Source organism: Sorangium aterium (assembly GCF_028368935.1).
Lineage (GTDB): Bacteria > Myxococcota_A > Polyangia > Polyangiales > Polyangiaceae > Sorangium > Sorangium atrum.
On sequence record NZ_JAQNDK010000001.1, the window covers coordinates 2,838,480 to 2,864,898 of the forward strand.

General features: G+C 72.2%; 22 protein-coding genes. 9 read left to right on the top strand and 13 right to left on the bottom strand.

Annotation, left to right across the window (positions count from 1 at the left end; all coding sequences use genetic code 11):
* Positions 1-15 precede the first annotated feature (15 nt).
* On the bottom strand, positions 16-2,481 hold the full coding sequence (locus POL72_RS10390) for a substrate-binding domain-containing protein (protein ID WP_272094914.1): 2,466 nt from the start codon (positions 2,479-2,481) through the stop codon (positions 16-18).
* A 137-nt stretch (positions 2,482-2,618) separates the two neighbouring features.
* Here POL72_RS10390 and POL72_RS10395 point away from each other — a divergent pair, with 137 nt between their 5' ends.
* The 4 genes from POL72_RS10395 to POL72_RS10410 are packed head-to-tail and all read left to right on the top strand — an operon-like array spanning position 2,619 to position 6,603.
* Complete coding sequence (locus POL72_RS10395) at positions 2,619-3,596, top strand: fumarylacetoacetate hydrolase family protein (protein ID WP_272094915.1); 978 nt, start codon at positions 2,619-2,621, stop codon at positions 3,594-3,596.
* Positions 3,593-4,258: a maleylacetoacetate isomerase gene (gene maiA / locus POL72_RS10400; RefSeq protein WP_272094916.1), complete on the top strand. Its 666-nt coding sequence runs from the start codon at positions 3,593-3,595 to the stop codon at positions 4,256-4,258. The genes POL72_RS10395 and maiA overlap by 4 nt, the downstream gene beginning before the upstream one ends.
* Positions 4,259-4,294: 36 nt before the next feature.
* Positions 4,295-5,443, top strand: a complete 1,149-nt coding sequence (locus tag POL72_RS10405; RefSeq protein ID WP_272094917.1) for a 4-hydroxyphenylpyruvate dioxygenase family protein — start codon at positions 4,295-4,297, stop codon at positions 5,441-5,443.
* Positions 5,443-6,603 (top strand): homogentisate 1,2-dioxygenase, encoded by a 1,161-nt coding sequence (locus POL72_RS10410; protein ID WP_272094918.1) that lies wholly within the window; start codon positions 5,443-5,445, stop codon positions 6,601-6,603. Before POL72_RS10405 ends, POL72_RS10410 begins: the two co-directional genes overlap by 1 nt.
* 25 nt (positions 6,604-6,628) lie before the next feature.
* Here POL72_RS10410 and POL72_RS10415 read toward each other — a convergent pair whose 3' ends face one another.
* The 6 genes from POL72_RS10415 to POL72_RS10440 all read right to left on the bottom strand — a co-directional run bounded on the left by POL72_RS10415 (position 6,629) and on the right by POL72_RS10440 (position 15,392).
* Positions 6,629-7,210: a hypothetical protein gene (locus tag POL72_RS10415; protein WP_272094919.1), complete on the bottom strand. Its 582-nt coding sequence runs from the start codon at positions 7,208-7,210 to the stop codon at positions 6,629-6,631.
* Positions 7,211-7,235: 25 nt separating this feature from the next.
* The gene (locus POL72_RS10420) at positions 7,236-8,339 is read right to left on the bottom strand and encodes a deoxyhypusine synthase family protein (protein ID WP_272094920.1); all 1,104 of its coding nucleotides are present in this window, start codon (positions 8,337-8,339) and stop codon (positions 7,236-7,238) included.
* A gap of 69 nt (positions 8,340-8,408) precedes the next feature.
* Positions 8,409-11,603 carry a hypothetical protein gene (locus POL72_RS10425; RefSeq protein WP_272094921.1) on the bottom strand — a complete coding sequence of 1,065 codons (3,195 nt, stop codon included), beginning with the start codon at positions 11,601-11,603 and terminating at the stop codon, positions 8,409-8,411.
* Between the two features lie 48 nt (positions 11,604-11,651).
* Positions 11,652-12,731, bottom strand: a complete 1,080-nt coding sequence (locus POL72_RS10430) for a DUF72 domain-containing protein (RefSeq protein WP_272094922.1) — start codon at positions 12,729-12,731, stop codon at positions 11,652-11,654.
* A 68-nt stretch (positions 12,732-12,799) separates the two neighbouring features.
* On the bottom strand, positions 12,800-13,480 hold the full coding sequence (locus tag POL72_RS10435) for an RNA polymerase sigma factor (protein WP_272094923.1): 681 nt from the start codon (positions 13,478-13,480) through the stop codon (positions 12,800-12,802).
* Positions 13,481-13,940: 460 nt separating this feature from the next.
* Positions 13,941-15,392 carry an RNA polymerase sigma factor gene (locus POL72_RS10440; RefSeq protein WP_272094924.1) on the bottom strand — a complete coding sequence of 484 codons (1,452 nt, stop codon included), beginning with the start codon at positions 15,390-15,392 and terminating at the stop codon, positions 13,941-13,943.
* 441 nt (positions 15,393-15,833) lie between these two features.
* Here POL72_RS10440 and POL72_RS10445 point away from each other — a divergent pair, with 441 nt between their 5' ends.
* Positions 15,834-17,096: a hypothetical protein gene (locus POL72_RS10445; RefSeq protein WP_272094926.1), complete on the top strand. Its 1,263-nt coding sequence runs from the start codon at positions 15,834-15,836 to the stop codon at positions 17,094-17,096.
* Between the two features lie 115 nt (positions 17,097-17,211).
* Here the strand turns inward: POL72_RS10445 and POL72_RS10450 are convergent, their stop codons facing one another.
* Positions 17,212-18,243, bottom strand: a complete 1,032-nt coding sequence (locus POL72_RS10450; protein ID WP_272094927.1) for a hypothetical protein — start codon at positions 18,241-18,243, stop codon at positions 17,212-17,214.
* Positions 18,244-18,899: 656 nt separating this feature from the next.
* Here POL72_RS10450 and POL72_RS10455 point away from each other — a divergent pair.
* The gene (locus POL72_RS10455) at positions 18,900-19,718 is read left to right on the top strand and encodes a hypothetical protein (RefSeq protein WP_272094928.1); all 819 of its coding nucleotides are present in this window, start codon (positions 18,900-18,902) and stop codon (positions 19,716-19,718) included.
* A 645-nt stretch (positions 19,719-20,363) separates the two neighbouring features.
* A complete protein-coding gene (locus POL72_RS10460; RefSeq protein ID WP_272094929.1) occupies positions 20,364-20,720 on the top strand; it encodes a hypothetical protein in 357 nt (118 codons plus the stop codon).
* Between the two features lie 82 nt (positions 20,721-20,802).
* Here POL72_RS10460 and POL72_RS10465 read toward each other — a convergent pair whose 3' ends face one another.
* Together POL72_RS10465 and POL72_RS10470 are read right to left on the bottom strand one after the other, a co-directional pair.
* Entirely contained in the window at positions 20,803-20,988 is a 186-nt protein-coding gene (locus POL72_RS10465) for a hypothetical protein (protein ID WP_272094930.1), read from the bottom strand.
* A 106-nt stretch (positions 20,989-21,094) separates the two neighbouring features.
* Positions 21,095-21,517, bottom strand: coding sequence for an RNA recognition motif domain-containing protein (locus tag POL72_RS10470; RefSeq protein ID WP_272094931.1), 423 nt, complete (start codon positions 21,515-21,517; stop codon positions 21,095-21,097).
* Positions 21,518-21,914: 397 nt separating this feature from the next.
* On the opposite strand from POL72_RS10470, the gene POL72_RS10475 reads away from it, so the two are divergent.
* Positions 21,915-22,199 carry a cupin domain-containing protein gene (locus tag POL72_RS10475; RefSeq protein ID WP_272094932.1) on the top strand — a complete coding sequence of 95 codons (285 nt, stop codon included), beginning with the start codon at positions 21,915-21,917 and terminating at the stop codon, positions 22,197-22,199.
* Here POL72_RS10475 and POL72_RS10480 read toward each other — a convergent pair.
* Positions 22,181-23,104 carry an undecaprenyl-diphosphate phosphatase gene (locus POL72_RS10480; RefSeq protein WP_272094933.1) on the bottom strand — a complete coding sequence of 308 codons (924 nt, stop codon included), beginning with the start codon at positions 23,102-23,104 and terminating at the stop codon, positions 22,181-22,183. The two genes, POL72_RS10475 and POL72_RS10480, sit on opposite strands and share 19 nt — an antisense overlap.
* 1,189 nt (positions 23,105-24,293) lie before the next feature.
* Between POL72_RS10480 and POL72_RS10485 the strand changes: the two genes are divergently transcribed.
* Positions 24,294-24,836 (top strand): response regulator, encoded by a 543-nt coding sequence (locus POL72_RS10485; RefSeq protein ID WP_272095929.1) that lies wholly within the window; start codon positions 24,294-24,296, stop codon positions 24,834-24,836.
* Between the two features lie 87 nt (positions 24,837-24,923).
* Here POL72_RS10485 and POL72_RS10490 read toward each other — a convergent pair whose 3' ends face one another.
* Together POL72_RS10490 and POL72_RS10495 are read right to left on the bottom strand one after the other, a co-directional pair.
* Positions 24,924-25,418 (bottom strand): VOC family protein, encoded by a 495-nt coding sequence (locus POL72_RS10490; RefSeq protein ID WP_272094934.1) that lies wholly within the window; start codon positions 25,416-25,418, stop codon positions 24,924-24,926.
* Between the two features lie 99 nt (positions 25,419-25,517).
* A complete protein-coding gene (locus POL72_RS10495) occupies positions 25,518-26,369 on the bottom strand; it encodes a helix-turn-helix domain-containing protein (RefSeq protein WP_272094935.1) in 852 nt (283 codons plus the stop codon).
* Between the last annotated feature and the right edge of the window lie 50 nt (positions 26,370-26,419).

Here is a 26,419-nt window from a genome sequence, read left to right on the forward strand (position 1 = left end):
GGGCTCCGCGGCGGCTCAGCGGCGCCCCTGGACGACCCGCCCGCCCGTCTTGCCGAGCGCGTACGAGAACCCGAGCTCCAGCGTGGAGCGGGTGACGATCGCCCCGAGATCGAGCCCCTGCTCCACCATGAGCCGCGCCGTCTCGGGCGCGATCCCGACGAGCACAACCTCGGCCCCGAGCAGCCCGGCGGCGCGCGCCGCCTGAGCGAGGTGGTTCGCCGCGCTCGCGTCGACCACCGCCATGCCGGTGACGTCGATGATCACGACGCGCGCCTGGTGCTCGGAGATCTCCTTCAGCATCGCCTCGATGAAGCGGCCGGAGCGGTGCGTGTCCAGCGCGCCCACGATCGGCATGACGAGGACGCCGCGCGCGATCGGCACCACCGGGCTCGACATCGCGGCGATCGTCTCGAGGAGCGCCTCCTGGCGGCTGCTCAGCGACTCGAGCGCCCTCGTCCGCTCCTTGATCCGCGACAAGAGCCGCGCGTTCTCGATGGCGACGGCGGCCACCGCGGCCACGCGCTCGATGAGCGCCAGGTCGGTCGCCGAGCACGCGTCGGGCTGCGGGCTGGCCAGGACGAGGACCCCGAGGACCGCCTCGCGGGAGAGCAGCGGCACGCCGACCAGCGTGCGCGCGCCGCTCCGGCGCGCCTCGGCGACGTCGCGGAAGCGCTGGTGCTCGCTCGACGCGGTGTCGATGACGAGCGAGCTGCACGAGCGCATCACCCGGCCCACCAGCGAGTCGTCCGTGACGGGCGCGCGCTCGTCGTCGACGAGGCTCTCGCGCTGGGCCATGCCGATCACCAGGAACTCGAGCGCGCGCTCGCGCCCCCCCGCGCCCAGCCTGCGGTTCGCGATCCTGCGGGCGGAGCTCAAGGCGAGGTGATCCGAGAGGGCGCTCGAGAAGGGCGTGCGCTCGAGGGTCACGAGGTCGACCCCCGTGTCGATGCAGCGCGACGCCGGCAGATCCGCGAGGGCCTCCGGGACGCCGCGCGTGGCCATCTCGTAGAGCGCCTGCACGCCGCGGTACCCCATGTCGTACTCGCGCTGCACGATCGCCGCGTGGATCACGCCGTCCTGGAGCATCGCGACCGTCGAGGTGACGAGATCGAAGGCGACCACCTTGAGATCGCCGGCTCGCCCGAGCCGCATCGAGGCAAGCCCCAGGCTGGGGCCGTTCTCGCTGCACACCCCCAGGGCGCCGGCGAGGCCGGGGTTCGACCGCACCACGTCGACGGCGAGCGCGATCGCGCTCTCCACATTGAACAGGTTCTCCGAGAGCGACGCCACGCGGACCGACGAGCCGGCGATCGCCTCGCGGAGCCCCTCGATGCGCCCCTGGGCGTTCGGCACGGCGAAGGACTCCGCCTGGACGGTGATCTCGCCTCCCTGCGGCATGAGCCGCAGCATCGCCTCGCCCGCGATCCTCCCGGCGGCCCGGTTGTCGGTCCCGACGTAGAGCAACGACCGGCTGCCTGGGGCGGCCGGCGTGTCGATCGTGATGACCGGGATACCCGCCGCCATCGCGCGGTCGATGGCCGGCTCGAGCGCCACGGGGTCGATGGGCGCGATCGCGATCCCGTCCACCCGCCGGCGGATCCCTTCCTCGAGGAGCGCCTCCTGAGCCGCGGCGGCGGCGGACATGACGCTCCTGAACTCGACCCCGACCCGGAGATCGCGCCCCGCCGCCAGCGCGCCGTCCCGCAGGTTGTTCCAGTACGCCGTCAACGGCCGGCGGGGAGCCTTGTAGACGCGGATCATCGGCTGGCCTCGCGCGCCGCCCGCGTCGTGGGATCCGCGCCATCCATCGGCGACGCGCCCCTCGCCCCCGGCATCCTCCAGGATGACGAGGTCGATCGCGCTCCAGCGCGGGCCGGTCTGCACGCTCCGGATCCCGTCCGCGAGCGTCTCGATGAGCTGGAGGAGATCGACCGACTCGGCGACGGAGCTCAGCACCTCCTCGAGCAGGCGCAGCTCCTGGGCGCTCTGCGCCTTCTCCTTGAAGAGGCCGCGCCGCTCGAGCACGACGCCCACGCTCACCGCGATCGACTCCACGAGCGCGCGCCACGGGCCCGAGAGCGGCGCCGCGTCCGGCTGCTCCAGGGCGAGGTAAGCGCCAGGCGCGCCGAACATGGGCACCGGTACGACGTGGACGTGGACGCCGTCGAGCGGCCAGCCAGGCGCTTCCGCGAGCTCGGGAAGGTGCGCCCGGTACCACGCGGCCGCGGGGACGAGGCACGGGCCGTGCGCCGCCTCGGGCGCCGCGGCGGGGCCGAACGGAGCCGATTCGCTGAGCACCCCGCCGTCGGACGGCATGTTCCCCTGGCCCGCCAGGAGGCCGTCGAGCCCGACGATCGCTCTGTAGGAGAGTCGTCGGCCTGTGCGAATCAGCAGGCTCCCGCGCCGCGCGCCGGGGAGGCCCTCCATGGCTCGTCGCACGAGGTCGTGGAGGGTCGAGAAAACGTCCAGTCCGGTGGTCATGCAGATCCGTTCAGCCGCTCGCTCGCTCGCTGCCAAGGGCGCACGCGAGCACATGCTGGTAGCAGGCGTGAGCGGGCTCGTGCTTGTCAAGCAGAGACGATGAGACCACCGTAGGACCACGAGGAGCTCGCACCCGCATGAAGCTCGCCTCTCTCCGCGGCCCCGGCCGTGACGGCACGCTCGTCGTCGTCCGCCGCGACGGCCTCGCCTACGCGCCCGCCGGCGCGGCCTTCCCCACGCTCCAGGCCGCGCTGGACGACTGGGAGCGCGCCGAGCCCGCGCTCCGCCGCATCGCGGCCGACGTCGAGCTCGGCGAGGCGGCCGTGGCGCCGCTGGTCACGGAAGAGCTCGCTGCGCCGCTTCCGCGCGCCTACGAGTGGATCGACGGCTCGGCGTACATCCACCACATCGTGCTCGTGCGCAAGGCGCGCGGCGCCGAGCCCCCCGAGACGCTGACGACCGATCCGCTTGTGTACCAGGGCGGCTCCGGCGTCCTCCTCGGCCCGACCGACGACATCGTCCTGCGCGACGAGGCGTGGGGCCTGGATTTCGAGGCCGAGGTCTGCGTCGTCCTCGGCGACACGCCGCAGGGCACGCGCCGCGAAGAGGCCCACCGGCACGTCCGCCTGTTCCTGCTGGCCAACGACGTGACGCTGCGCAACCTCGTGCCCGCCGAGCTCGCGAAGGGGTTCGGGTTCTTCTGCTCCAAGCCCGCCACCGCGTTCTCGCCGTTCGCGATCACGCCCGACGAGCTCGGGGACGCGCTCCGCGACGGGCGCGTCCACCTGCGGCTCCGCTCGATTTACAACGGCGCGCTCATCGGCGATCCCGAGGCCGGCCCGGAGATGCACTTCTCGTTCTTCGATCTGATCGCGCACGTCACCAGGACCCGCAGCCTCACGGCGGGGACCCTCCTCGGCAGCGGCACCGTCTCCAACGAGGACCCGGCGCGCGGCGTGTCTTGCCTCGCCGAGCGGCGCATGCTCGAGATCCTCTCGGACGGGGCGGCCAGGACGCCGTTCATGAAGCCAGGAGACACGATCATGATCGAGATGCTGAATCACGCGGGAGAGAGCCTGTTCGGGCGCATCGCGCAGCGGGTGGTGGCCGGATGAGCGCCGCAGTCCAGGGGCTCACGCTCTACGGTTACTGGCGCAGCTCGTGCAGCTGGCGCGTGCGCATCGCCCTGGCCCACAAGGGCATCGAGCACGCGTACCGGCCGGTGAGCCTCGTCCGGGACGGCGGCGAGCAGCTCCGCGACGACTACCGGGCCAAGAACCCGATGGCGCAGGTGCCCCTGCTCGAGTTCGAGCAGGGCGGCGCCGTCCGGCGTGTGTCCCAGTCGGTGGCCATCATCGAGCTGCTCGAGGACCTCTTCCCCGCGCCGCCGCTCCTGCCCGCGGATCCGTACCTGCGCGCCAGGGCGCGGCAGCTCGTGGAGATGATCAACTCCGGCACGCAGCCGATGCAGAACACCGCCACGCTGAAGTACGTGAGGGACGAGCTCGGCGGCGACGAGAAGGCCTTCGGGCGGCGCTTCATCGCCGCGGGCCTCGCCGCGTTCCAGGCGGCGGCGGGCGAGCTCTCCGGGCGGTTCTGCGTCGGCGACCACGTCACGGTTGCGGACGTGTTCCTCGTGCCCCAGCTCTACAACGCGCGGCGCTACGAGGTCGACCTCGCGCCGCTCTCGACCCTCACGCGGATCGAGGCCGCGTGCATGGAGCTGCCTGTGTTCCAGGCGGCCCACGCCGACCGCCAGGTCGACGCGGTCGCCTAGCTCGCCCTGCGTTACCCCTCGCGACGGAGGACCCGGATGGCCAAGGTGGAGTCGATCGGCATCAAGCGGGTGGAGGCGCTGCACTACTACGTGCACGACCTCGAGCGGAGCCGTAGGTTCTACACGGAGCGGCTCGACTTCGCGGAGATCGCCGCGAGCTCGCCGGAGCTCACGGCGGCGGCGGCGCAGCGCTCGGTCGTCTTCCAGGCCGGCGAGTGCGTCGTCGTCTGCTCGCAGCCCGCCGGCGAGGGCGGGCGGGCGTGGCGCTACCTGCGCAAGCACCCGGACGGCGTGGGCACGGTCATCTTCGAGGTGGAGGACATCGACCGCGCCTTCCGGCTGCTCGACGGCCGCGGGGGCACGCCGATCGACGAGATCCATCGGGTGACCGAGGCCGGCGGCACCTTCGCCTCGTTCTCGATCACGACCCCGTTCGGCGACACCACCTTCCGCTTCGTGGAGCGGCGCGGCTACCCCGCGCTGTTCCCCGGCTGCGCGGCCTACGACGCGCCGCGCGGCGGCGCGAACCGCTTCGGGATCACCCGGTTCGATCACATCACCTCGAACTTCCAGACGATGGCGCCCGCGCTGCTCTGGATGGAGCACGTGCTCGGGCTCGAGCCCTTCTGGCAGATCGCGTTCCACACGAACGACGTCGCGAAGGACGCGGACCACGGCTCGGGCCTGCGCTCGGCCGTGATGTGGGACCCGGCCTCGGGCGTGAAGTTCGCGAACAACGAGCCCTACCGGCCGCACTTCAAGAGCTCGCAGATCAACGTCTTCAACGAGGAGCACCGCGGCGACGGCGTGCAGCACGTGGCGCTCGCCGTGGAGGACATCCTCACCGCCGTGCGCGCGATGCGCGGCCGGGGCGTGGAGTTCATGCCGACCCCGGCCGCCTATTACGACATGCTGCCCGAGCGCCTGCAGCGGCTCGGCATCGGGCAGATCGACGAGGACGTGGCGGAGCTGCGCGATCTCGAGGTGCTCGTCGACGGCGACGGCGCGCGGTCCTACCTCCTCCAGATCTTTCTGAAGGAGTCGTCGGGCACGCACCGCGATCCCGAGGCCGGGCCGTTCTTCTTCGAGCTCATCCAGCGCAAGGGGGACCGCGGCTTCGGCGCCGGCAATTTCCGGGCGCTGTTCGAGAGCATCGAGCGGCAGCAGAAGGCGGGGCACGGCTGATGCTCGATCGCGTCGTCGCCGGGATCGTCCCGCCGAAGCACCACATCGCTCTCCGGAGCGAGGCGGGGGATCTCCGCTACGAGGAGTGCCTGACGCGGGCGGGCTTCGACGGCCCCTACACGATCGCCTACCACGAGCGCCGGCCGCACGAGCACCGGGTCGCGGAGGCCGCGCACGGCTTCACGCTGCCGGTCGCCGCGGCGGCGCGCCCGCTCGCCAAGCGGCACTACCGGTCGCAGGATCTGCCGCGGCGGGGCGGGCCCGCTGTCGATTGCCGCGTGCCGCTGCTCTTCAACGACGACGTGGTGATCGGGCTCGTCCAGCCGGACGCGGCCGATCCTGTGTACTTCGCGAACGCCGACGCCGACGAGCTGTTCTTCATCTTCCACGGGGGCGGCGTCCTGCGCACGATGCTCGGCGATCTGCGCTTCGAGCAGGACGACTACGTCGTCATCCCGAAGGGGCTCTTCTACCGCTTCCTCCCGGACGCCGCGCCCCAGCGCTGGCTCTCGATCGAGGCCGAGGACATCCACCTCCCGCGCAAGTGGCGCAACGAGGTCGGCCAGCTGCGGATGGACGCGCCGTACTCGCACCGCGATTTCCGGCGGCCCACGTTCGTCGGCCCTCTCGACGAGGGCATCCGCGCGCTCGTCGTGAAGCGCGGCGGCGCCTTCCACGGCTTCACCCTCGAGCGCTCGCCGCTCGACGTCGTCGGCTGGGACGGGACGGTGTACCCGTTCGCGTTCCCGATCCTGCGCTTCCAGGCGCGCGTCGGGCTCGTGCACCTGCCTCCGGACTGGCACGGGACGTTCGCCGCGCGGGGCGCCCTGATCTGCAGCTTCGTGCCGCGCCCGACCGACTTCCACCCGGAGGCGATCCCGTGCCCGTACCCGCACGCGTCGGTCGATTGCGACGAGTTCCTGTTCTACTGCCGCGGCAACTTCACCTCACGCCGCGGCGTCGGCCCCGGCAGCATCTCGCACCACCCCGCCGGCGTCCCGCACGGGCCGCACCCCGGCGCGTACGAGGCGAGCCTCGGGGCCCGCGAGACGAGCGAGCTCGCGGTCATGCTCGACACGATCCGCCCGCTCTCGGCCACCGCGGCCGCGCTCGCGGTGGAGGACCCGGGCTACCAGGACAGCTTCATCGCGGGCCCATAGCGGGGTCGAACGAGGGGGGCTTCCCTCAGGGCCCTCCGGGCTGGGGCTCAGAGCCCGCGGGCTGGGGCTTGTTGAAGCAGGCGCTCGTGCACTCGTTGAAGCGCTGCGACTCCTCGAAATCGATCCCGTTCAGCCCATTGCAGGACATGCCGATGATGCAGCGGGCGTTGCACACGATCGACCCGATGCAGTCGTCGGGGTTGGTCGAGAACGGGAATCCCAGCCCGCACGCCACGAAGACGTCGTTGGCGTCCTCGCAGACGGTGCGGAAGATCGAGATGCCGCAGCCACGGAGGCTGTCTCGCTGGCCGTCGCAGGCGTCGAACAGGTAATTCTCGTCCTTGCATTCGAGCTCCTCCTCGACGCAGGTCACGTACTCGTCGAAGGAGGCGGTGCAGCTCGCCTCCACCGCGGCCGCCCGCGCGGTCTCCGCCTTGTCGACGCACTCGAGGTACCTCGCCTCGCTGCAGCCGGAGCAGTCGCAGATGCGGTCGCAGGCGCGCTCCTCGGGCGAGGGGCAGCCAGCGGACACGAGCGCGCCGGCGGCGGCGGCCAGGGAGAGGAGCAGCCGGTGGGTGAGCGGCGGACGGCGCTTGGGGGCGAGCACGGTGACCTCCTCCCCCTACTTTATTTTATTTCGGCATCTTGCCGAGCCGCTCGAGCAGCGCGCGCACGAGGAGCGGCCACGCGACCGTGGCGTCCGCGTACACCTCGGCGAAGCGCCCGCCCTCCTGCGGCGGGGTGAACTTCCCCCAGCTCACGCCCTCGGAGTACGTGCAGCCGGACAGGCCGCCCCAGTGGACGGGCTCGGGGCAGATGCGGACGCCGTACTGGAACCGCGGGTGATCGACCTCGATGTCCAGGCGATCGCCGACGATGTCGTAGAACGGCGCGACCTGCTGGGCCCAGTTGCGCGGCACGCCGCCGCCGATGGTGAAGATGCCGAGGCGCTTCTTCTTGCGGACGAGGCGGGCGTAGCTCAGCAGATCGAGGAACGGGTTGTACGGCGGCGGCACGGCCTCGCGCCACACGTCGAACCCCGGCTTGTCGCCGTGCTGCGCCTTCACCTTGCGCAGCATCCACGTCGCCACGTCGAGGCCCATCTCGCTGTCGGTGAAGGCCGGCACGTAGACGGGCACGTCGCGGAGGTACGCGCTCCGGAGCACGCCCGGCGAGTCGCCCATGTCCGCCAGCGCCTTGCCGAGCTGGCGGCAGATGATCTCGCTCGACCAGGGAGAGCCGGGGTCCAGCTTGTCGAGCTCCTTCCGGACGAAGACCTCGATCGCGTTGAGGTTCTTCTCCATCTCGAGCGTGTCGTAGACGCGGTTGTACCCCTTCTCGAAGTACGTCTCGTCGGAGATGCCCGGGTTCGCCTTGTAGTGGGTCAGGCCGACCGCCTCGCTCAGCCCGTGCGCCATGAGCGCTCCCGTGCTGATGATGCAGTCGATCATGCCGGCCTCGATCATCCGGACGATGACGACGCCCATCTTGGCGACCGTCATCGCGCCGGAGAACGTCGCCACGACGAGGCAGTCCTCGTCGCGCACCATCGCCTCGAGCACGTCGCACGCCTCGCCGAGCGCACGGCCGCTGAACGCGGTCCTGCTCATCGCGCGGAGCAGATCGTCGAAAGAGTCAATCTTCAGCGGGTCGAGCGCGGCGAGCGGGACGAGCTGGTCTTCGACGCCGTCGCCGAGCTGGCGGTGCGAGGGACGAGGATGCTTCGGAGAGGACATAGGGCGCGAACATATACCCGCGCGGGGGGTGGGCCGTCGAGCGCGAAGCTCGCCGCGAGAGCGGCAAACTCAGGGCCGGACGGCCAGCGAGCACGCGAGGCGGCGCGCGGGTCTGCCCGCTGGTTTGCCCGCTGCTTTACCCTCCGTTGCCTCCGTTGCCGCGGGCTTCCCGGCGCCTTGGCCGATCCCACGATCGCCGCCTTCGGCGCGGCGGGCCGCGAGATCGGCGCGAACGAACGCGAGCGGGCTCGCGCCGGGCTGGCCGTCGGTCCGCCGCTCCAGATCCATCAGCGCGGCGATCTTCGCCACGCAAACGTCACGACCTGACACACGGACGTCATAGACAGCCGTGCTCGCGGGCGCGCGGTGGCCATCGACCGTCGCGAACGCGCTCGCGCGATCGAGCAGGAAGCGCGCGCCGGGCGGGCGCGCGGCGCACGCCGGCATGCGGGTGAGCTCTGTGCGGACATTCGGGACGATCGCCCAGCCGTCGAGCGGCAGGAGCGGCGGGGCCTTCGCGGTCGCTCCTTGCCCCGTCGTCGCCGCAGGCGGGATCGGCACCGTCCGGCCGAGCGTCAGGCCGTGGAAGCTGAGCAAGAGCGGCACGCCGGCGCTCGTCGGCTCCCCCAGCGCGGGCTCGCCGAGGTTCGCGAGCGAGGCGATCGGCCGCGGGGCCTCGCCGGACGACCACACGACGAGCGACGCGCCGCGGAGCCACGCGACGGGCCCATCCGGCGCCTCGCTGAAGGCGACCTCCGCCTCGGGCATCAGCTCTTGCGGCACCTCGGCGACCTCGGCGCCGCGGCCCGGCCTCACCTGGATCAGCACGTCGCGCCCCGAGGCGCGCACCCCGAACAGGATCCGGCCGCCGGACGCCGCGAACCGGGCGAGGATCGCGTCCCGGCCGACGCCCTCGGGCGCCGGGCCCGTCCACGAGCGGACCCTGGCCTGGAGCTCGGTCGGGTCGAGCCAGCGCAGCGTCCAGGTCGCCCGCGGCGCAGCGGAGGCGCCGCGCGGCTGGAGACCGGCGCCGGCGCCCTTGGCAGCAGCGCCGGCGGGCGAGCGCACCTCGAGCGCGGCGACGGTGGAGAGCTGGCCCCAGCGCCTGGCGCTCACGGACGAGACGCGCCGCTGGTCGTCCGGTCCGGGCTTCGCGTCGCGGGCGAGCAGCGCGAGCGCCTCCTGGGCGCTGCGCGGCGGCGGCACGCCCGCCGGCGAGGGCGGCGGCCCCGGCTGTGTCGTGCAGGCGAGCGCGCGCTCCGGCAGCGCCGGGGCCGGCGGCGGGCGGACCGGCAGGAGCGGCGCGGCCCCGAGCGCAGCACCGCCGGACGGCGCTCCCTGCGCGGGCAGCGGCGGCCCCCAGCCCACGCGGAGGTGGGTCGCGATCCTCAGGCCGACCTCGTTCACGGCCAGCATCCCGGGCTCGGCGAGCAGATCGCCGCTCTGGGCGATCTCCTCGGCGGCCTGGGGTGGGACCTCGATGGGCGACCACGTGCGGCCGGCGTCATCCGAAGCGAGCACCTTCCCTTCCCCGACGGCGATCCCGCGGCCGGCGTGGACCACGGCGTGCGCGGCGCCGGCGAGGCGAGCCCGCGAGGCCTGGCCGCCGGGGGAGAGGACGACGGCGGTGAGGTCTCCGGCCTCGTCGGCCACAACGAACGACAGCGCGCCGTCCTGCCCCTCCTCGATGGGGCTGACCACGTTGACGTCGTCGCCCCCGCCGCGCAGCCAGCCGAGCGGGAGCAGCGGAGCCTCCCTGCCGCCGGCGTCGATCACCGCGACCTGGGCGCCGGGCGCGGCGCCCTCGCGGCCGTCGCCGCCGCGCGGCGCGGGCTCGTCGCGGGGCGCGACGTCGCTGTCCCAGAGCCCGCGCAGGATCGCGATCCGCCCGTCGGCGAGCGCGCCGGCGCCGCGCCAGCGGACGTCCGTGCCCGGGCGGACCGTGCTCCACCGGCCGCTCGGCTGCCGCACGCACACGCTGCCCTCGTCGTCCGCGTCGCACGGCGCGAGCAGCAGGGCGCCGCCGCTCGGGGACACGCGGAGCTCGGCCTCGCCGCTCCGCACGAGGACGGGCGGTTCGCTGCCGAGCGGGCGGCCGGGCTTGACCTGGAGCACGCCGAACGGATCGTGGCGGCCGTCCGGCCCGCCCTCGCCGAGCGCGCAGGCCACCCACGCCGCTCGCCCCGCCCGGCCGACGCCGCAGGCGTTCAGCCAGTCTCCGCGGCCGAAGGGGGCGACCTCCTGGAGCGCGCCGGTGGCGAGATCCAAGCGGGCGAGGACGCCGTGGCTCGCCGTGATCGCGGTGGACGACCACGCCGCGCCGCTCGAGATCGCCGCCTCGAGCGGGTGACGCCCCGTCGCGCGGATCCAGCGGAGCAGCGGCGCGCCTGGGCCGGGCTCCGGCGCGTCGTCCGCGGGGGCGGGCCCGAGCCGCGCCTCGGCGACCAGGATCCGCGCCTCGCGCTGCCCGGACGACGAGGCCCTGCCCTGCGTCACGGCGATCAGCTCGCCGTCGCGCAGACGGACGTCGGCGAGGCGGAGCAGGGCGGCGGGGTCGGCGTCCTCCCCGTCGCCGCCCGGCGACGGCGCCACGGGGCGCCACGACGCGCCGCCGTCCGCCGTGACCGCGAGCCCTGCCGCCTCGAAGAGCCCGGCGCCGTGCCGCGCGTCGCGGAACGCGAGGGCGCGCAGCGGCAGGGCGGGCAAGCCCGGCAGCGTGCGCGGCTGTCCGGTCTCGATGTCGAGGAAGATCGGAACGTCGGAGATGGCGTCCCAGACGGCGACGACGGCGGGACCGCCGCCGATGCGCTGGAGGTCCGTCTCGGAGCGGGCGAGGACCGCCGGCGCGCCGAGCGGGTCATCGAACCGGTAGACACCGCGGACTCCGCGCCCGACGAGCCGCGGGCCGGTTCCGGACGGAACCAGCACGAGCTCGATCAGGGGCTCGGGGCACGCCGCGGTCTCCTGCCGTGCCACGCCGTCGGCCCCGACGAGGACGCGCTGGCCGCCGACCAGCGCGATCGTGCCGCCGGCGACCCGGGGCCCTATCGCGGTCGCGCCGCTCGCGTCGACCCAGCGGGCGGGCACGGGCGCAGGAGGCGGGGGGAGCGCCGCCGCGGGCGCGCCGCGCTCTTGCGGCGCGGGTCGGGGCGGCGCGCCGCCGCAGCGGGCGAGCGCGAGCGCAGCGAGGAGCGCGGCCGCGCGCCGCGACCGGCGCGGTGGCGCTGCGAGGCGGGGAGCGCCCGCCGCTCTGGACTGCATCATCGCGGCTGAGACTACCGTGATTCGCAGGCCGCCGCGGCGCCGAGAGGCTCAGTGGACGGCCGAGCTCACCGGGACCGGGGCGGCCTCGTCCGCCAGCGCGGCCGACCTGCGGGCGAGGAGAGCCATGAGCCCTCTGGCGCCGACCACGGCATGGTCGGACACGCAGTTGTTGAAGATCGCGTGGACCTGCTCCGCCTCCTGGGAGATCCGCGCGACGGTCTCCGCCCACGGAGCGAGCTCCACGGGATCGTAAACGTACCTGAACTTCTCGTTCACGCCGACGGGCGCATCCCAGGTCTCCTCGCGCCGGCCGTGGAAGCGCACAACGGCGAGGCGAGGATCGGCGACGAGGGCCGTGGGAGGCATGCTGTTCTGCTTGCCCTGCGGCTCATCGACGATGACGTAGAATGCGCCGAGGTCCCGGAGGAGATCCACGACGCGCTCGATGCGGCCGGGCATACCCCAGGATCCGTGCCTGAGCTCGACGGCGAACGGGAGCCCTTCCATGCGCCTCCGGCACTCCTCGATGACACGCACGTTGCCGCGCGTCGCCGTGAACCACGGAGGGAACTGGAAGAGCACGTACCCGAGCTTGCCCGCCTGGCGCAGCGGATCGACCGCCATCCGGAAGCGCTCCCAGAGCGCGTCTCGGGTCTCGGCCGGCAGGTCTGCCGGGTAGAGGCGCCGCCGGTCGAAGAGCGAGGCCGGCAGCGCGCCCTGGACGTCCGGGGGGAGGCGGGCGGGCTCCACGGGGTGCTGGGTGAGCGGCGCGAACGCCTTCACGTTGAACACGAAATCAGGCGGAGTCCGCTCGATCCACTGCGCCACCATCCCCGGACGCGGGAGGGCGTAATAGCTCGAGTTGACCTCGACCACGGGGAACTGGGACGCGTAGAACTTCAGCCGTTCTGCCGGGCTCGACACGCCCTTCGGGTAGAATCTATGGCTCTTCACCAGGGTCGGGTCCGTCCACCCGGCGGTCCCGGCGAGGGCGTTGCCGATGCGGGCGGGCACAGGCGCGCACGCCGCGAGGGCCGCGGCGCGCGCGAGACGCTGCTCCTCCTGGTCCTGGTGTGGAGTCTCCTCTGAAGGCGACCGCGGCGGATCGCGCAGGGCTTCTTCGTGCATATCGGGAGCAACCTAAGATCTCTTTGCGGCGATGGAAGCGCTCGCCCGAGAGATACGGCGACAGTGGCTCATTGCCTCTCACGAAGGTCCGCTCTCCCGTCGTGCGCATATGCTCCTGCTCGCGTCGTGCGCATACGCTCCAGCTCGTTCGCCGCGCTCCTCGACGAATCCCCGGATTGGCAGACCGGCCGCGCGATCCGCTCGGCGAGCGCCTTTCGGGCGACCTGAAGCCTGCCGGCGGCCGTGGCCGGGTTCAGCCCGTGCGCCCTGGCGTAGGACGTCAAGGGATGGGGACCTGCCGCGGCGAGGAGAAGATCGCGATGGTGCGCAGGCAGCTCGACGAGCCTGCGGAGCGCTGCGCGGGCAAGCAGCCTGCCGTCCAGATCGACGCTGCCTTCGTCGACAAGCGCGCGCGGATCGTCGACCGGGACCTCGCGGCGGACGTGGGCGCGCCCCAGGTGATGGCCTGCCTGCCGCCACGTGATGCCATGGAGCCAGCCCCGGAGCGCGCGGCGCGGCGCGCTCCGAGGATCAGGGCGGTACCTGCCAGCCTGGATGGCCTTCCAGGCGGCGATGAGCACGTCCTGGAGCACGTCCTCGCAGTCGCGCGCGTGGACGCCGCACGCGATGAGCCTGGACAGGATCAGGCGCCGCTCCGCGACGAGAGCGTCGAGGGGCGGCGATACCTCGGGGCGCAGCGACATCGAGAGTCCCGGAGCAGGCGGCGCGCCGCGCTTGCGACGGCTCATCGGGTTCTCCGGCGCACCGCGCCTCGGCAGACCGGCGCCAGGCAGCAGGGAGAGTGTTCGCGACGGTGGGTGGGTGTTCCGACGGCACGCCGCAGCACGCTGGTGTTGCGTTCTACGGTGAGCCGTCGCTCGTCGAATGACGCGTCCATGCGCGCGAGTTCTCCAGCGCACCCGCGCTTCGCTGCGAAATCGAGCGAGCACGCTCGTTTGCACGCCCGTGATATCGAGCGAGCACGCTCGTTTGCACGCCCGTGATACCGACACCGCGCTCGCGCCGGCGTGGTGATGGGTCGAGCGCGCTCTCCGGCTGAAGGGGCCGGAGAGCGCTCGATGGGCTCAGGGCGCGATGGACGCCGACCGGAGGACGCCGACCGGAGGAGCAGAGCTCCTGGTGCTCATGGCACCTCGACGGCACTCTGTTCCGGCCGAGGGGAGCGGGCTGGGGCTGGGCTTCACGGATTCACGGAGAGCCGTTCAACGCGTCCTCGATGGCGGGCAGGTATGCGCTGCCGGGGAACGCCTCGCGGAACCGGGCGGCTCGCGCCGCGGCCTCGACGCGCCGACCGGTCTGCTCGAGGGCCTGTATCGCCAGGGTCTCGCGTTGCTGGGCTCTCGGGCTGCGCGGGTAGCTCCGCGCATGGCGGTCGAGCGCGCCGAGCGCCTCGCCCGCTCTTCCCGATCCAAGCGCGGCGATCGCGCGCTGGATCAGGGTCAAGTCGGCATCCATCGGTGGGACGGCCGCCCCCGCGCCGACTGCGGCGGGCGGTGCCGGCGCGGGCGCCGCCGAGGACACCGCCGCCGGGACATCGGCGAGCGCGGCCGGCGCGTCCGAGCCGACCGGGACCGCCGCGAGCGTGTCGCCGCGAGCGAGGCCGATCTCCGGCGGCGCTGTGCGTGGCAGCGCCGCGTAGAGCGTGCCGGCGCCGGCGCCGGCCCCGCCCAGGAACAGGGCTGCGCCTGCCGCGACGAGCTTCGCCCGCATGACCTCGATACCACCCCTCGCGAAGCTCGCCGGGGCGCGGCGCGCGTCCCACGCGGGGACAGCCTCCGCTGCGCCCTCGCCGGGCGGGAGGACTCGCGCAGCCAGGTCGGCTGACGCGCCCCCGTCGCCCTCCCCGGGGGCGAGCAGCGCCCGGAGCCGCGCCCAGAGCACCTCGCCGAGGTCTTCCGGCAGGTCGAGCCGGGCGTCCCCGAGCTCGAGCAGCCGCAGCCCGTGGACCAAGGCGAGCGGCGCCAGAGCCGAACGCGCGCCGTACAGGCCGAGCGCGTCGCGCTCCCGCGCGCCCAGCCGCTTGACCGCGGCCGCGAACTCCTTGCGGGCCCGCCGCAGCCGGTCCCACGCGGTGTTCTCCGATATCTGGAGCGCCGCGGCGATCTCGCGCATCTCGATGTCCTCGAGCTCGTAGAGGAGGAACACGACGCGCCGGTCGCCCTCGATGCGCTGGACGAGCCCGCGGACGATCCTCTGCGTCTCGGCCTGCGCGAACCGCTGCTCCGCGTCGTACCCCGGGTCCGCGACGTCGACGCGCTCGCCGTCGGAGCGCGCGAGCAGCTCCCGCCGGTTCCTGGCGAGCCGCACGTGCCGCAGGGCGAGGTTCGACGCGATGCCCGCCACCCACGCCTTCATGGAGAAGCGGGGGTCGTACTCTCCGAAGCGGCAGTGGACGACCAGGAACACCTCCTGGGCCACGTCGCGCAGGTGCCGCGCCGGCACCCCCATCCGCCAGAGCACCCGGAGGACGTACCGGAGCAGGCCCGTGTACACCTCCTCGAAGGTGGGCCGCGGGGGCGGCTCGGCCGCCGTCCCGGGGGCGGCGTCGGCCGTCAGCCCGGGGTCGGCATCAGATGCCGATCCGGGGTCGGTGTCATGGGCGGGGGCCGGCGGAGGCCGGGGGGGTTGAGACGCCGTCATCTCTACGTGTTCCGGCGAGATGGGCCGGATTGTGGCGAAATCGTACGCGGGTCAGAAAAAGATCGGGCCCCGGTGGCCCCACGTGCGGGGGCGCCCGTGGCCGCCTCGATGACCACCGCCGTTCTGTGTCATTACATGATGTTTCCGCATACCGTTGCGAAATCAACCAGGTGCATCGGCGAGCGGCCATCGACGAGCCTGTCAGCATCTCTCGGCACGATCTGAGCGCCGTACGACGAGGTTCGCTCGGCGGGCACGCGATGGATGCGAACTTTTTGCGCAGATCATTCCGAGAAGAACCTGATGGCGGACGCAACGGGGACCCGCGAGCGTCCATGAGGAGGGGGCTTCTCGCGCCATTCTTCCCGTGCTTCCCTCCGGAGGCGTTCGCGCGGTAGCACTGCGCTCTCGGCAGCTGCACCCGCGGAGTGAAGAGGTGAGATGATGAGGCGATGGGCTCGACGGGTGAAGAGCGCGATGGTGATGGCGTCGTGCACCACCATCGTGCTGGGCACCTGGGCTGGTGGCTGCGCAACCCCGGAGGCCTGGTATTGCCCCTGGGATCCCGAGCCTGGATTCAAGAAGAGTCCTTGTCTTGTGATGGAGGAGCCCGCGGAGGGTGGCGACGGCGCCGACGCGTGCGGCGATGCCGGCCCTGACGCAGGCGACGCCTGCGCGGATGGGGGTGCTGGCGCCGATTTCGACAGCGCAACGGTCCCCGGGTTCGATCCCACCCTGCGGGAGACCTGCACCGGGCAGTGCGTGCCGAGGGAACCGCTCGGCTGGTCCGAGCCGTCGCTGGTCTGGATCGGCCCGCCGGATCGCGCGCCCGAGTGCCCCGCTGCAGCGCCGAGCGTCGGCTACGAGGGCCATGCGGACTTCACGGCGCCGGCGCCGCGCCCATGCCCGGCATGCCTGTGCGACCCGCCGGACGCCTCGTGCGAGCTACCGGCGGTGTGGAGCGCCTACACGAGCTTTCCCTGCGACGTCCCCGGCGCCACCGAGACACCGTTCGCTGCTCCCGGAGGTTGGGACGGAGCCTGCACCTCGGCCGGCGCGATCGCCGCCGGGGAGATGTGCGATGGCGCCCTGTGCGCGCAGTCGCTCGAGATCCCGGCTCCCCGCGTGCTTCCGGGAAGCTGCGCGCCCAGGATCGCGGAGAGCCTCGAGGAGCCGGAGGAGCCCGAAAGCGCCGGGAGCTTCGCGCTCTTCGCACGGGCGTGCACCGGCACGGCGTTCGCGCCGTGCTCCGATCCCGGGATGATCTGCACCCCGGCGCCGCCAACCGGCGATGCCGCGCCGCCCGAGGCGTTCCTGACGTGCATCTATCATGAGGGAGAGCAGGACTGCCCGGCGACCTACCCGGACCGGCACGTCTTCTATGCCGGCGCCGAAGACACACGCGGCTGCGCCCCCTGCGGCTGCGCCGATCCTGCGGGCGGCAGCTGCAGCGTCCTGGCCTCAGCGTTCAGCGATGGTGCATGCTCACACTTTGCCGTCGGCGTGGTGGTGAGCTCCGAGGCTCCCTTCTGTGGTACGATCTCCCCTGGAACGGCGCTTGGGAGCAAATCCGCGAGCGTTGTCAGCCTCGATCCAGGCGCCTGCGAGCCGACGGGTGGCGAGCCGAACGGCAGCGTCGCGTTGCTCGGCGCAGCGACATTCTGCTGCCGCCCCGAGCCGATCCCTGATCCGGTACCTGCATGAGATAGGTGGACCTGGGCCCTCGCGGCAGCATCTACGCAGAGCCTCATCCACATCCTTCCAGCAGGCGTGATGCGCCAGGCTCGCGCGCTCCGAGCGGCGAACCATCGAGCCCAGATCAGAACGAAGCGAGGAGTTGCAAGGCTCCCACCTTGGAAGAGCCGGCTACCGACCAATTCTCGCTGCCACGGAGATGAAACGTTGGACGTACGAGGTTGGCCACGAGCTCGCCAGAGAGCCGCGCGGCAAGGGAGTAGGAGAGCGGCACCTCCACGCCACCGCGCACCCCGAGCCCCGCGTAGGGCAACGACGCCTCCCCGACAGCGTTGACCATACCGAAGTACCGCACGCGCCCTGCCGTGACGAGGCCACAGCCGAAAAACCAGGCCATCTGACTGCATGGGACGATCGAGCCCCCGAGCCAGGACACCCCGAAGATCCCACCCCGATACGGCTCGGTAGCGACCGGCAGGTCCATCCGTCCCTCCAGTGAGAGCGAGAACGCCTCCCACCGGGCTCCCACGAACGCCGAGAACCCGACCGCCCGCGCGGGCGCGAGCCCCTCGGTGATCAGCGCCCCGGCCCCGGCCTGAAGCCGCGGCCAGGCCAGCGAGGGGCCGCGGCGCTCCGCGGACCGCGCCGGCGCGGCGGGCTGGCACGGCGGCAACGGCGCCGCGGCCGGCGCGCGCGGGGACCCCGCCGGCGCTCCTCCCGGGGAGACCGTCTCCGGCGGCGAAGGCGCGGAGGCCCTCTCCGCCGGCGCCGGAGCTGACGGCGGAGAGGGCGCCGGTTCCCGCGCTGATCGCACCGGGCGCAGCATGATCGCAAGGGCGGTGCCGACGTCCTCCACCAGCGCCCCGCAGGTCGCGCTCGTGACCTCCTGGCCGCCGAGCCGCCGGCCGTCGCTGTCGTACAGCGCGATCTCCCCCAGGAAATGCCGCCTTTTGCGCGCAACGACCACCTCGACCCGCCGGCCGCCGCTGCCGCCGTCCACGAACGGGTCGATCCCGCCGAGCTGCGCGGCGACGACGTCCCGGAGCGCCTGCTCCTCGGGACACCCGTCCGCGCCCGAGCCGCGTGTATAGGACAGCCGCGCGCCGCCCGGCGGGACCTGACCGAAGGCCGGCAGCACGGCCAGCATCAGGGACACGGCAAGATTCCACCCGATGGCGTTCAGACGTGGATGGCGCAAGGGACTCCGCTCGATCGTCAGGCAAGGGGTGCAGGGCAGCGCCGATAGGCCACGACCGGTCGCGACATGCACAGAATGGAATTACGGACCACGACCGATCCCTCGCAACGGATTTTTCCGGACCGCTGCGGCCCGCCACGCCCGCGCGGGCGGGCGGGCGCTGGAGGCCTCGAGGTCTGCCGAACGGGTGGCTCACCCGTTCTGGGAGGCCTCCGGGCCTGTCCCACAGGTCGACGACCTCTGGAAAGAGCCCGATCGGTCTGCGCAAGCACGACGGCGACCCGTTCCGGGAAGCCCCGCGGTATCTCCGAGCATGCCGGCGACCCGTCGGCGAACCCCATCGGTATCTCCGAGCATGCCGGCGACCCGTCGGCGAACCCCATCGGTATCTCCGAGCACGCCGGTGACCCATCGACGATCCCCGCGGGCGTGTCACCCGCCTCGGCTACCCCCTCGCCGCGCTCCGGGATGCAACCGCCCTATCCCGCCCGCGTCAGGCCCGCGCTCCAGCACCTCTGAAGATGTTCGCTGAGCTGCGCACCAGCACGATTCATAGCACGTTAACGGCGACAGGAGCGCTCGACGAAGGACAGAGCCCTGCTTAGCGTGCCACGATGGACCAAACGTTCGATGCTTCGATCTACGTTCGCGCTCCCATCATCAACATTGCCAATGGCGTGACCCTCGCCAACGCGCTGGTCGCAGCCTGTCCCGAGACGGCGCCGGAGAACGTCGCCAAGGCGTGTACGAAGCTGAAGGCCGCCGCGGAGGCAGGCCAGAAGGCGCTCACCGCGCGCCGTCGTGTCAACGGGGCCCTGTCCGAGGACGACGTACGGGTGCTCGACAGGGAGGCCGATGCGAGCTTCGGGGCGCTGCGCATGCGCCTCATCGCGACCTCGATGCTGCCCGAGGGGCGCTTCCCGCAGGCGCGGCGCGCCGGAGAGCTGGTCAAAGAGCTCTTCGGCGACGACGGCCTCTCGTTCCTCATCGCCGAGTACCCCGTGCAGAACACGGTGATGGCCTCCATCGCCGCGCACATCGAGGAAGCGGGCCTGAAGCCGGAGATCGACGCGGTCGCAGGGCCCGAGTTCCTCGAGCAGATCGGCAATGTCCTGCCGCGCTACGACGCGATGGTGCGGGACAAGCTACAGAAAGAGGCCGCCGCGACATCGAACCTCGCGACGTACGTGCGCGCCATCCAGTCCGCCATCGTCAACTACGCGACCAAGGTCGCCGGCATGGTCGACGAGGACGAGCCGGAGACCGTCGAGGCCGTCCGGAAGGCCCTCCGCCCGCTCGACGCGCACCGCGAGGCCAGCGCCCGGAGGGCCCAGGGCGGCGCCAAGGGCGAAGCGACGAGCGGCGCCCCGGCCGCCTCCCCGGCGCCCGGCGCGGGAGCCGACGGAGCCGGCGAGCTGACCGCGCCGGTCTGACACGGTCCCGGCGTCACCCTGTTGACGCTCACGATGGCTGCTGCTCGGTCGTGCAGGCCGGTCGCTGGCCCTCGCGAGGAGGAGCGGTCCCACTCGCGGCCCGTGATGGTCGGCCCAAGGCCGAGGCTGCCGCGGCCGGGTCACGCAGAGCTGCTCTCTGCAACTCTTCAGGTACGCCACAACGCCGTCCTCCGGCAGCGGAAGCGCTCTCTGGCCATTCAACTGCCCCCGAGCGACGTCTCTCTGGAGCACCGCACTCCTGTCGTGCGCACCAACCCGTGCTCGCTCATCGCGATCGCCACAGTCCGCTCGACATCGGGCGATGTTCACGCGTCCTGCGAGCGCCCTGGTCGTCACGGGCAACCGTCATGACCGACATGACCGATGTGACCGATGTGACCGGTGTGACCGATGTAACGCATGTCGTTCCTGATCCAGGCGGTCTTCCGTCACGCTCTTCGCCGTGGATGAGGCTGCGAATGCAGAGCGCCGACTGCGAGGAGAGCCCAGATTGTGCATGCGCCGACCGGTCGCCTGCGCTATACTGAACAGGGGCTAGGGGGATTGATATATTCCTGCCCGGCAGGACAGAGGTGATCGATGTATTCAGCGAATCGTCGCCGGAATATCGAGCGGGAGGAGCGCATGCTGCTCCGCGAGAGGCGGGAGCAGGCGGCCGGCAAGCTCCTTCAGAAGGTGCCGCAGCTCACGAGCCTGAACCTGGAAATTCGCGAGACCCGGCCCAATTCGGCCATGAATGAGACGCAGTACATCCGCCGCGTCGTCGTCGAGCATGCGCATGCGCTGTTCGAAATGCCGTGCTCGTACTCTTCCTGTGACAACGGCGGCTACGACGTGACGCAGGAGATCCTGAGGAGCCTCGCTTCGCGCACAGCGCGGTTCGAGGGTGAATGCGCCTGTCGAGGGAGCTGTGGCGGCGAGTGCTGCTCCCGGGTCCTCCGCTACGTCGCCACGGCCACGTACCGTAGCCCGGAAGCGTAGGGCGAGAGCTTATCGCCCGGGACGGCGTACGTCTCGAGCGGCGGCCGGGGCGCTGTCCGCGCCTCGGCCCGCGCTGCGCGTTTCACTCGGTAACGGGAGGCTGTGGCCCCGGGACGATCCCTGCGATGTCCGGATCCTCCCCTGGTGTTCCACCTTCACCGGGGCCCTTTTCCTTGCGGCGCGCGAGGCGGTTCGCGTCTTTCTCGCGCTGCTTTTCCTGCCGAGCGCGTTCTTTTTGCCGCTTCATTGCTGCCTGTTTCTGCTGCATGGGGAGCCAGGCCTTTCAGCGCCTCCGGGCGCGTTCTTCAGCACCTCGCGGTGCGTCCTGAAGGCGCAGGCGCGGCGCACGAGCGGCGCCGCGCCGCGCCCGCGAGTCAGTACCGGTCGCCGCGACCGCCGCGGCCGCCGGAGCCGCCGCGACCGCCGCGGCCACCACCACCGCCGCCGAAGCCGCCGCCGCCGCCGCCGAAGCCCCCACCACCGCCGCCGAAGCCACCACCGCCGCCGCCGCCGCCGAAGCCGCCACCACCGCCGCCGAAGCCGCGGGCCGGGCGCTCCTGCGCCTCGTTGACCTTGAGCGCGCGACCATCGAGGACGGCGCCGTTCAGCTGCGAGATCGCGCTGTTCGCGGCCTGGGCCGAGCCCATGGTCACGAACGCGAAGCCACGCGGCTGCCCCGTCTCGCGGTCGGTCGGCATCGCGATCTCACGGACCTCGCCGGCTGCGGCGAACGCGGACTCGAGGGTCTCGCGGGTGGTGCTGAACGAAAGGTTTCCTACGTAGAGACGATTTCCCATGCCATCCTGCTTTTTTACGGCTTTCTGGTGCGCCACTGCGGCGCTCTCGGCCTGCCATCCGACGAAGCCGTAACGGATCGAACGGAGACGTGCCGCGCGGAACTCCCGCGCGGTCACACGGTGCGTCGTCCAGTCGTCCGAGCGAGCTGCAGGCTCCCTCACGCGAGGGAAGCGGGAAAGCGTCGTATCGAGGGCCAGGGACGTTCGTGAGAAGAAGCATCCTAGCCCGATGCGCCGTCGTTCGCAAGCGGGCCGTCCGCGGTGCAGGCGTGCAGGCCCCCGCGCGAGCGCGGACGCGCGGCGCCGGCCTCGACGAGGGCGGGGGCGCCTTGGTTCGGGCCCTGCCGCTCCGGCGCTGACGTGGAAGATGTCCTGCGCCTCGGGCAAGATGGCGCGGATGGATACGGCGACTCGCGACGAGGTGCTGAAGCGCTGGCGCGCGCGCGGCTTCCACGGCGGGCTCTGGACCGATCCGCCCGGCCGCGTGTGGAGGGACTACGTTCACGACGAGGACGAGCTCTTGATGGTCCTCGAAGGCGAGCTCGAGCTCACGCTCGCGGGCACGACGATCGTGCCCCGCATCGGCGAGGAGATCGAGATCCGCGCCGGCGTGGTGCACACCGTCCGCAACCGGGGCGAGACGACGGCCCGCTGGCTCTACGCCTACGGGCGGCTCGGGTGATCGCCGGTACGGGCGAGGCCGTCCGCTGCGGCCGCGACGTCCCCCCGCGGCGCGGGTGAGGCCGCGGCGGCGCCGGCCTCGGCGGGGGCGGAGCGGCTCGCGAGCCAGAGCCAGAGGACCAGCGCGCCGAGCGCGACGCGGTACCAGCCGAACGGCGCGAGGCCATAACGCTTGAGGTAACGCAGGAAGACCGCGATCACGAGCAGGGCGACGGCGAACGAGACGGCGAGCCCGACCACGAGCGCCACGATCCCGCCGGGGGCGTCGAGCAAGGCGCGGCCGTTCTTGACGAGATCGAAGACGGTCGCGGCGCCGAGCGTCGGGATGGCGAGGAGGAACGAGAACTCGGCGGCCGCGGCGGTGCTGAGGCCCGAGAGCTGCCCGCCGACGATGGTGGTCATCGAGCGGGACGCGCCGGGCCAGAGCGAGAAGCACTGCGCGAAGCCGATCGCGAGCGCGCGCTGGAGCGTGACGTCCTCGACGCGCGGAGCGCCCTGATCCGGCCGGCGGCGGCGGACCGACTCGACGCCGATCATCAGGAGACCGCCGGCGATGAGCGCGGCCGCGACGGGCCCCGGGCCGAACAGGTACGCCTTGATGGCCTTGTGGAAGAGCAGGCCGACCACGGCGGCGGGGAGAAACGCGAACGCGAGGGCGAGCGCGAGGCGGAGGCTGTCCGGATCCCGCCGGACCATGCCGCGCACGGTGGTCGAGAGGCGCTCGCGGAAATAGACGACGACCGCGAGGACCGCGCCGAGCTGGATCACGATATCGAGCGTCTTCGCCGCCTCGCTCTGGTGACCGAGCCACGCGCCGAGCAGGATGAGATGACCGGTGGACGAGACGGGAAGGAACTCGGTCAGGCCCTCGAGGACCCCGAGCAGGACGGCATCGAACCAGAACATTGCGCCGAGTCTACCCTCACGCGGGCCAGAGGTGCGCGGGAGCGCGCACGGGATCGCGCCGCGCGGCGGGATCGCGGCGCGGCGGCGGCGGCGCGATGGAGAGCGCCGGCCGTCGGCGCGAGATCCCGTGGGAGCAGGGCCCCCGAGCGCCGCGCCGCCAGCCACGCGGGCGAGCGGCGCCGGCGGCAGGGCGCGCCAGCGGGGGCACGCTCGACAGCGCGGCGCGCGTCGTCCTCGCGGTGACGATCTCGCCGTCGACGGCCGCGCAAAGCGCGGAGAGCCGCGCGCCGCCGTGTTCGCGGCCGCGCGTGGAGGACGCGGAAGAAAGCGTCGTAGTCGGCGCTCGCCTGGGCCAAGGCGCGGAGAGGGCGCCGGCACAGCGGCAATCGCCGCAAACACCGCCCGCATCGAGCAGGAGCCGTTTCACGAGCCATCGCTTGGCGGGCTCAACAGGAGTGTTCGAGCCACCTGCCGGTCGCTGCCGCAGTTCGCCCCATGGCTCGACGCGGGCGATCGCACGGGCTGACGCAAGCTGCAGAGCACGAAAACGCCAGCTCCACACGAACAGGGCACCTGAGACAGGGGAAGCCCCGACAGAAACAGGGAAGTCCCGATCAGCACGTAAGTGCCAGCCGTGCGAAACCGCGTGAAAGCGTGCGAAGAAGAGAAGAAGGGCATCGCGAGTGCAGTACCTCACACGATACCCATGTGAAGATTCGAACAAGTTGGATTTGTTTCCGCCGTGCATCGCGACCGTGCCCCGAGGCGCGCGCCCGCAGCCGCACTGAACTGGGCCGTTCGCGTTGCATCTTCGACGTCCCGAGTGCCTCCACGACACCGTCCAAGCAGGTCGAACGGAACTCGAGATCTTCGCGCCGGCCTGTCGAGAGAGCATGTTGCGCGGTTGACTCGAACAAACATCGTCGTGTACACCTCGATAGAAGAGGCCGTCGGCGCCGGGGGGTGCCGTGCAGGCCCTCGACACCACGCAAGCGCGCTCGCGCAACTCCGCGGCACAGCGGCAGAGATGCGGGCCCGCCATCGTCGCAGGGAGGCAGCCACCGTGTCATCGACCGTAAGAGTCCATCGCACCTCTTCGCAGGGTCAGCACAGGGACGCCACGATCTCGTCTTCCCGACGAAAGTATTGCGTCCTCGTCGTCGACGACGACGAAAGGGCGCTGAGGTCCATCTCCGCAGTCCTCTCCGGGGACGTCGACGTCGTGGAATGTACGTCGGCGGAGCAGGCGCTCGTATTGCTCGAAGCCAGGGAGTTTCACCTGGTCTGCTCCGACGTGGTGATGCCTGGGATGAAAGGGGACGAGCTGCTCCGGAGGGTGGCGAACATGCCCGTGTACACGAGCTGTCTCCTCATCACCGGCGCCGAGGAGTACACGCGCTCGAAGGAGGCCGTGTATCACCACGTCCTGCTCAAGCCGTTCAATCCGGCCCGGCTCACGGCGCTCGTCCTTCAGCTGGCGCGCCTCACCGAGATGAAGCGCTCGGTCCACTCGATGGCGGACTCGCTCACGCCGACGGACGCCGGGAGCGAGCTCGTGTCGTGCGGCTGGCCCGACGCCGGCATGGCGCCGGAGTCGTCGCACGCGCCGAGATCCACGAAGCTGGAGGCCTGCGTGACGTGCGGCGCCACGCCGCACGAGCTGCCGCACGAGCCGGAGCCGGCGAGGGCCGCCGCGTCCACGCTCCGGGCCCGGAAGCGATGGGCCCGGTGAGCCTGCAGCCGCGCCGCCCCGCAGCCGGCGCGGGCGGCGGCGCGGCGGCGTAGCGGCGCGCGGCCGACGCGGCCGACGCGGCGCGGGTCAGGCGCCGCTCGGGCCCTGGTCCTCCCACCACCTCGCCATGCGCACCTGCATCTCCTCGACCGAGACGTCCTCGATGAAGGCCGACAGGATCCACTGGTGCCCGAACGGGTCCTCGATCCTGCCCTCCCGCCGGCCGTAGAACTGGTCCGCGATCGGGTAGATGATCTTGGCCCCCGCCTCGACGGCGCGCGCGGCGACCGCGTCGGGGTCCTCGACGTTCAGCGTGAGGACGATCGGCGAGCCGCCGAGCGCCTTCGGGCCGCGCGCGTTCCACTGGGGGGCCTCGTCGGCGACGCTGACGATGGAGTCGCCGATCACGAGCTCGGCGCAGACGATGGCGCCGCCGAGCTTCGGGTCGGCGAGGCGCAGCTTCTCGGTCGCGCCGAACACCTTCTTGTAGAACGCGATGGCGTCGGGCGCGCCGGCGACGACGAGGTGCGGCACGACGGCGTGGTACGGGGGCGGGGCGATGGGGTGTGGTCGCTGGGTCATGCGCGAAGGATGCCCACGCGGCCGGAGCGGGTATTGTAAAAACATGCCGGCCGGCTGAGCCGGCCGAGCTGGGAGCGCCGGCTCGGCCAGCGCCGGTGGTCAGCCGTCGAGCGGGACATGGTTCCGCTCGCGGCGCCTTGTCACGTACTCGGTGGGCGTGAGGCCGGCGAACGCGCGGAAGTCGTGGATGAAGTGCGCCTGGTCGTAATAGCCGCACGCGGCCGCGACGCCCGCCCAGGGGACGCGCTCGCCGCGCTCGATCGCGGAGACCGCCTGCTGGAAGCGCTGCACACGGCAATAACGCTTCGGGGTGAGGCCGACGCGCTCGGTGAAGCTCCGGATGAACCGCTTCGAGCTCATCCCGAGCTGCCCTGTCACGTCGGCCACGGTCCACGCGCGGGACGGGTCCGCGAACGCGGCGAGCGCGAAATCGACCGAGCGATCGCGCTCGAGCGGCGCGCGCGGCCGGAGAAGGCGCGCTGCGAGGGCGGACTCGAGCGCGCGGAGCCTTTCCTCGGGGGTCTTCGCCTCGAGCACGCGCTCGCGGACGAGGGCGGCCTCGCGCCCCCACAGCGCGTCGAGCGAGACGTGGGCGCCGCCGAGCTCCCCGGCGTCCAGGCCGAAGAACGGGGCCGCGCCGCCCGGGGAGAGCTCCGCGCCCACGATCGCGCGCTGCTCCGCCGAGTCGATCGCGAAGTGCTCGGCGTGGGCGCCGCAGACCGCGATGCCGGAGAGGCGGTGGCAGCGAGCGGCGCCGCCGTCGTACCAGCGCAGCTCGTCCTCGGCGAGGTTGATGAGGAGGCTCATGGCGCCGCTGGGGAGCACGCGCTCCAGCAGGTCGGGGAGCTCGGGGGCGGCGTAGTACCAGAGCAGGCGGACGAAACGGCCGAGTGGCGGAGGCGGGGTGTACGTGACGAAGCGCATGGGCGGCCCGGGGGAGAAGCATGCCATGGGCAGAGGCGTGAGGAAGCCGTTCCAGACGCGTGGTGTAGCCTGGGAGG

Coding starts and splice junctions, on each gene's coding strand:
- POL72_RS10390 (WP_272094914.1), bottom strand. CDS start 2,481: ATGACCACCGGACTGGACGTTTTCTCGACCCTCCACGACCTCGTGCGA.
- POL72_RS10395 (WP_272094915.1), top strand. CDS start 2,619: ATGAAGCTCGCCTCTCTCCGCGGCCCCGGCCGTGACGGCACGCTCGTC.
- maiA (WP_272094916.1), top strand. CDS start 3,593: ATGAGCGCCGCAGTCCAGGGGCTCACGCTCTACGGTTACTGGCGCAGC.
- POL72_RS10405 (WP_272094917.1), top strand. CDS start 4,295: ATGGCCAAGGTGGAGTCGATCGGCATCAAGCGGGTGGAGGCGCTGCAC.
- POL72_RS10410 (WP_272094918.1), top strand. CDS start 5,443: ATGCTCGATCGCGTCGTCGCCGGGATCGTCCCGCCGAAGCACCACATC.
- POL72_RS10420 (WP_272094920.1), bottom strand. CDS start 8,339: ATGTCCTCTCCGAAGCATCCTCGTCCCTCGCACCGCCAGCTCGGCGAC.
- POL72_RS10425 (WP_272094921.1), bottom strand. CDS start 11,603: ATGATGCAGTCCAGAGCGGCGGGCGCTCCCCGCCTCGCAGCGCCACCG.
- POL72_RS10430 (WP_272094922.1), bottom strand. CDS start 12,731: ATGCACGAAGAAGCCCTGCGCGATCCGCCGCGGTCGCCTTCAGAGGAG.
- POL72_RS10435 (WP_272094923.1), bottom strand. CDS start 13,480: ATGAGCCGTCGCAAGCGCGGCGCGCCGCCTGCTCCGGGACTCTCGATG.
- POL72_RS10440 (WP_272094924.1), bottom strand. CDS start 15,392: ATGACGGCGTCTCAACCCCCCCGGCCTCCGCCGGCCCCCGCCCATGAC.
- POL72_RS10445 (WP_272094926.1), top strand. CDS start 15,834: ATGATGAGGCGATGGGCTCGACGGGTGAAGAGCGCGATGGTGATGGCG.
- POL72_RS10455 (WP_272094928.1), top strand. CDS start 18,900: ATGGACCAAACGTTCGATGCTTCGATCTACGTTCGCGCTCCCATCATC.
- POL72_RS10460 (WP_272094929.1), top strand. CDS start 20,364: ATGCTGCTCCGCGAGAGGCGGGAGCAGGCGGCCGGCAAGCTCCTTCAG.
- POL72_RS10465 (WP_272094930.1), bottom strand. CDS start 20,988: ATGCAGCAGAAACAGGCAGCAATGAAGCGGCAAAAAGAACGCGCTCGG.
- POL72_RS10470 (WP_272094931.1), bottom strand. CDS start 21,517: ATGGGAAATCGTCTCTACGTAGGAAACCTTTCGTTCAGCACCACCCGC.
- POL72_RS10475 (WP_272094932.1), top strand. CDS start 21,915: ATGGATACGGCGACTCGCGACGAGGTGCTGAAGCGCTGGCGCGCGCGC.
- POL72_RS10480 (WP_272094933.1), bottom strand. CDS start 23,104: ATGTTCTGGTTCGATGCCGTCCTGCTCGGGGTCCTCGAGGGCCTGACC.
- POL72_RS10490 (WP_272094934.1), bottom strand. CDS start 25,418: ATGACCCAGCGACCACACCCCATCGCCCCGCCCCCGTACCACGCCGTC.
- POL72_RS10495 (WP_272094935.1), bottom strand. CDS start 26,369: ATGGCATGCTTCTCCCCCGGGCCGCCCATGCGCTTCGTCACGTACACC.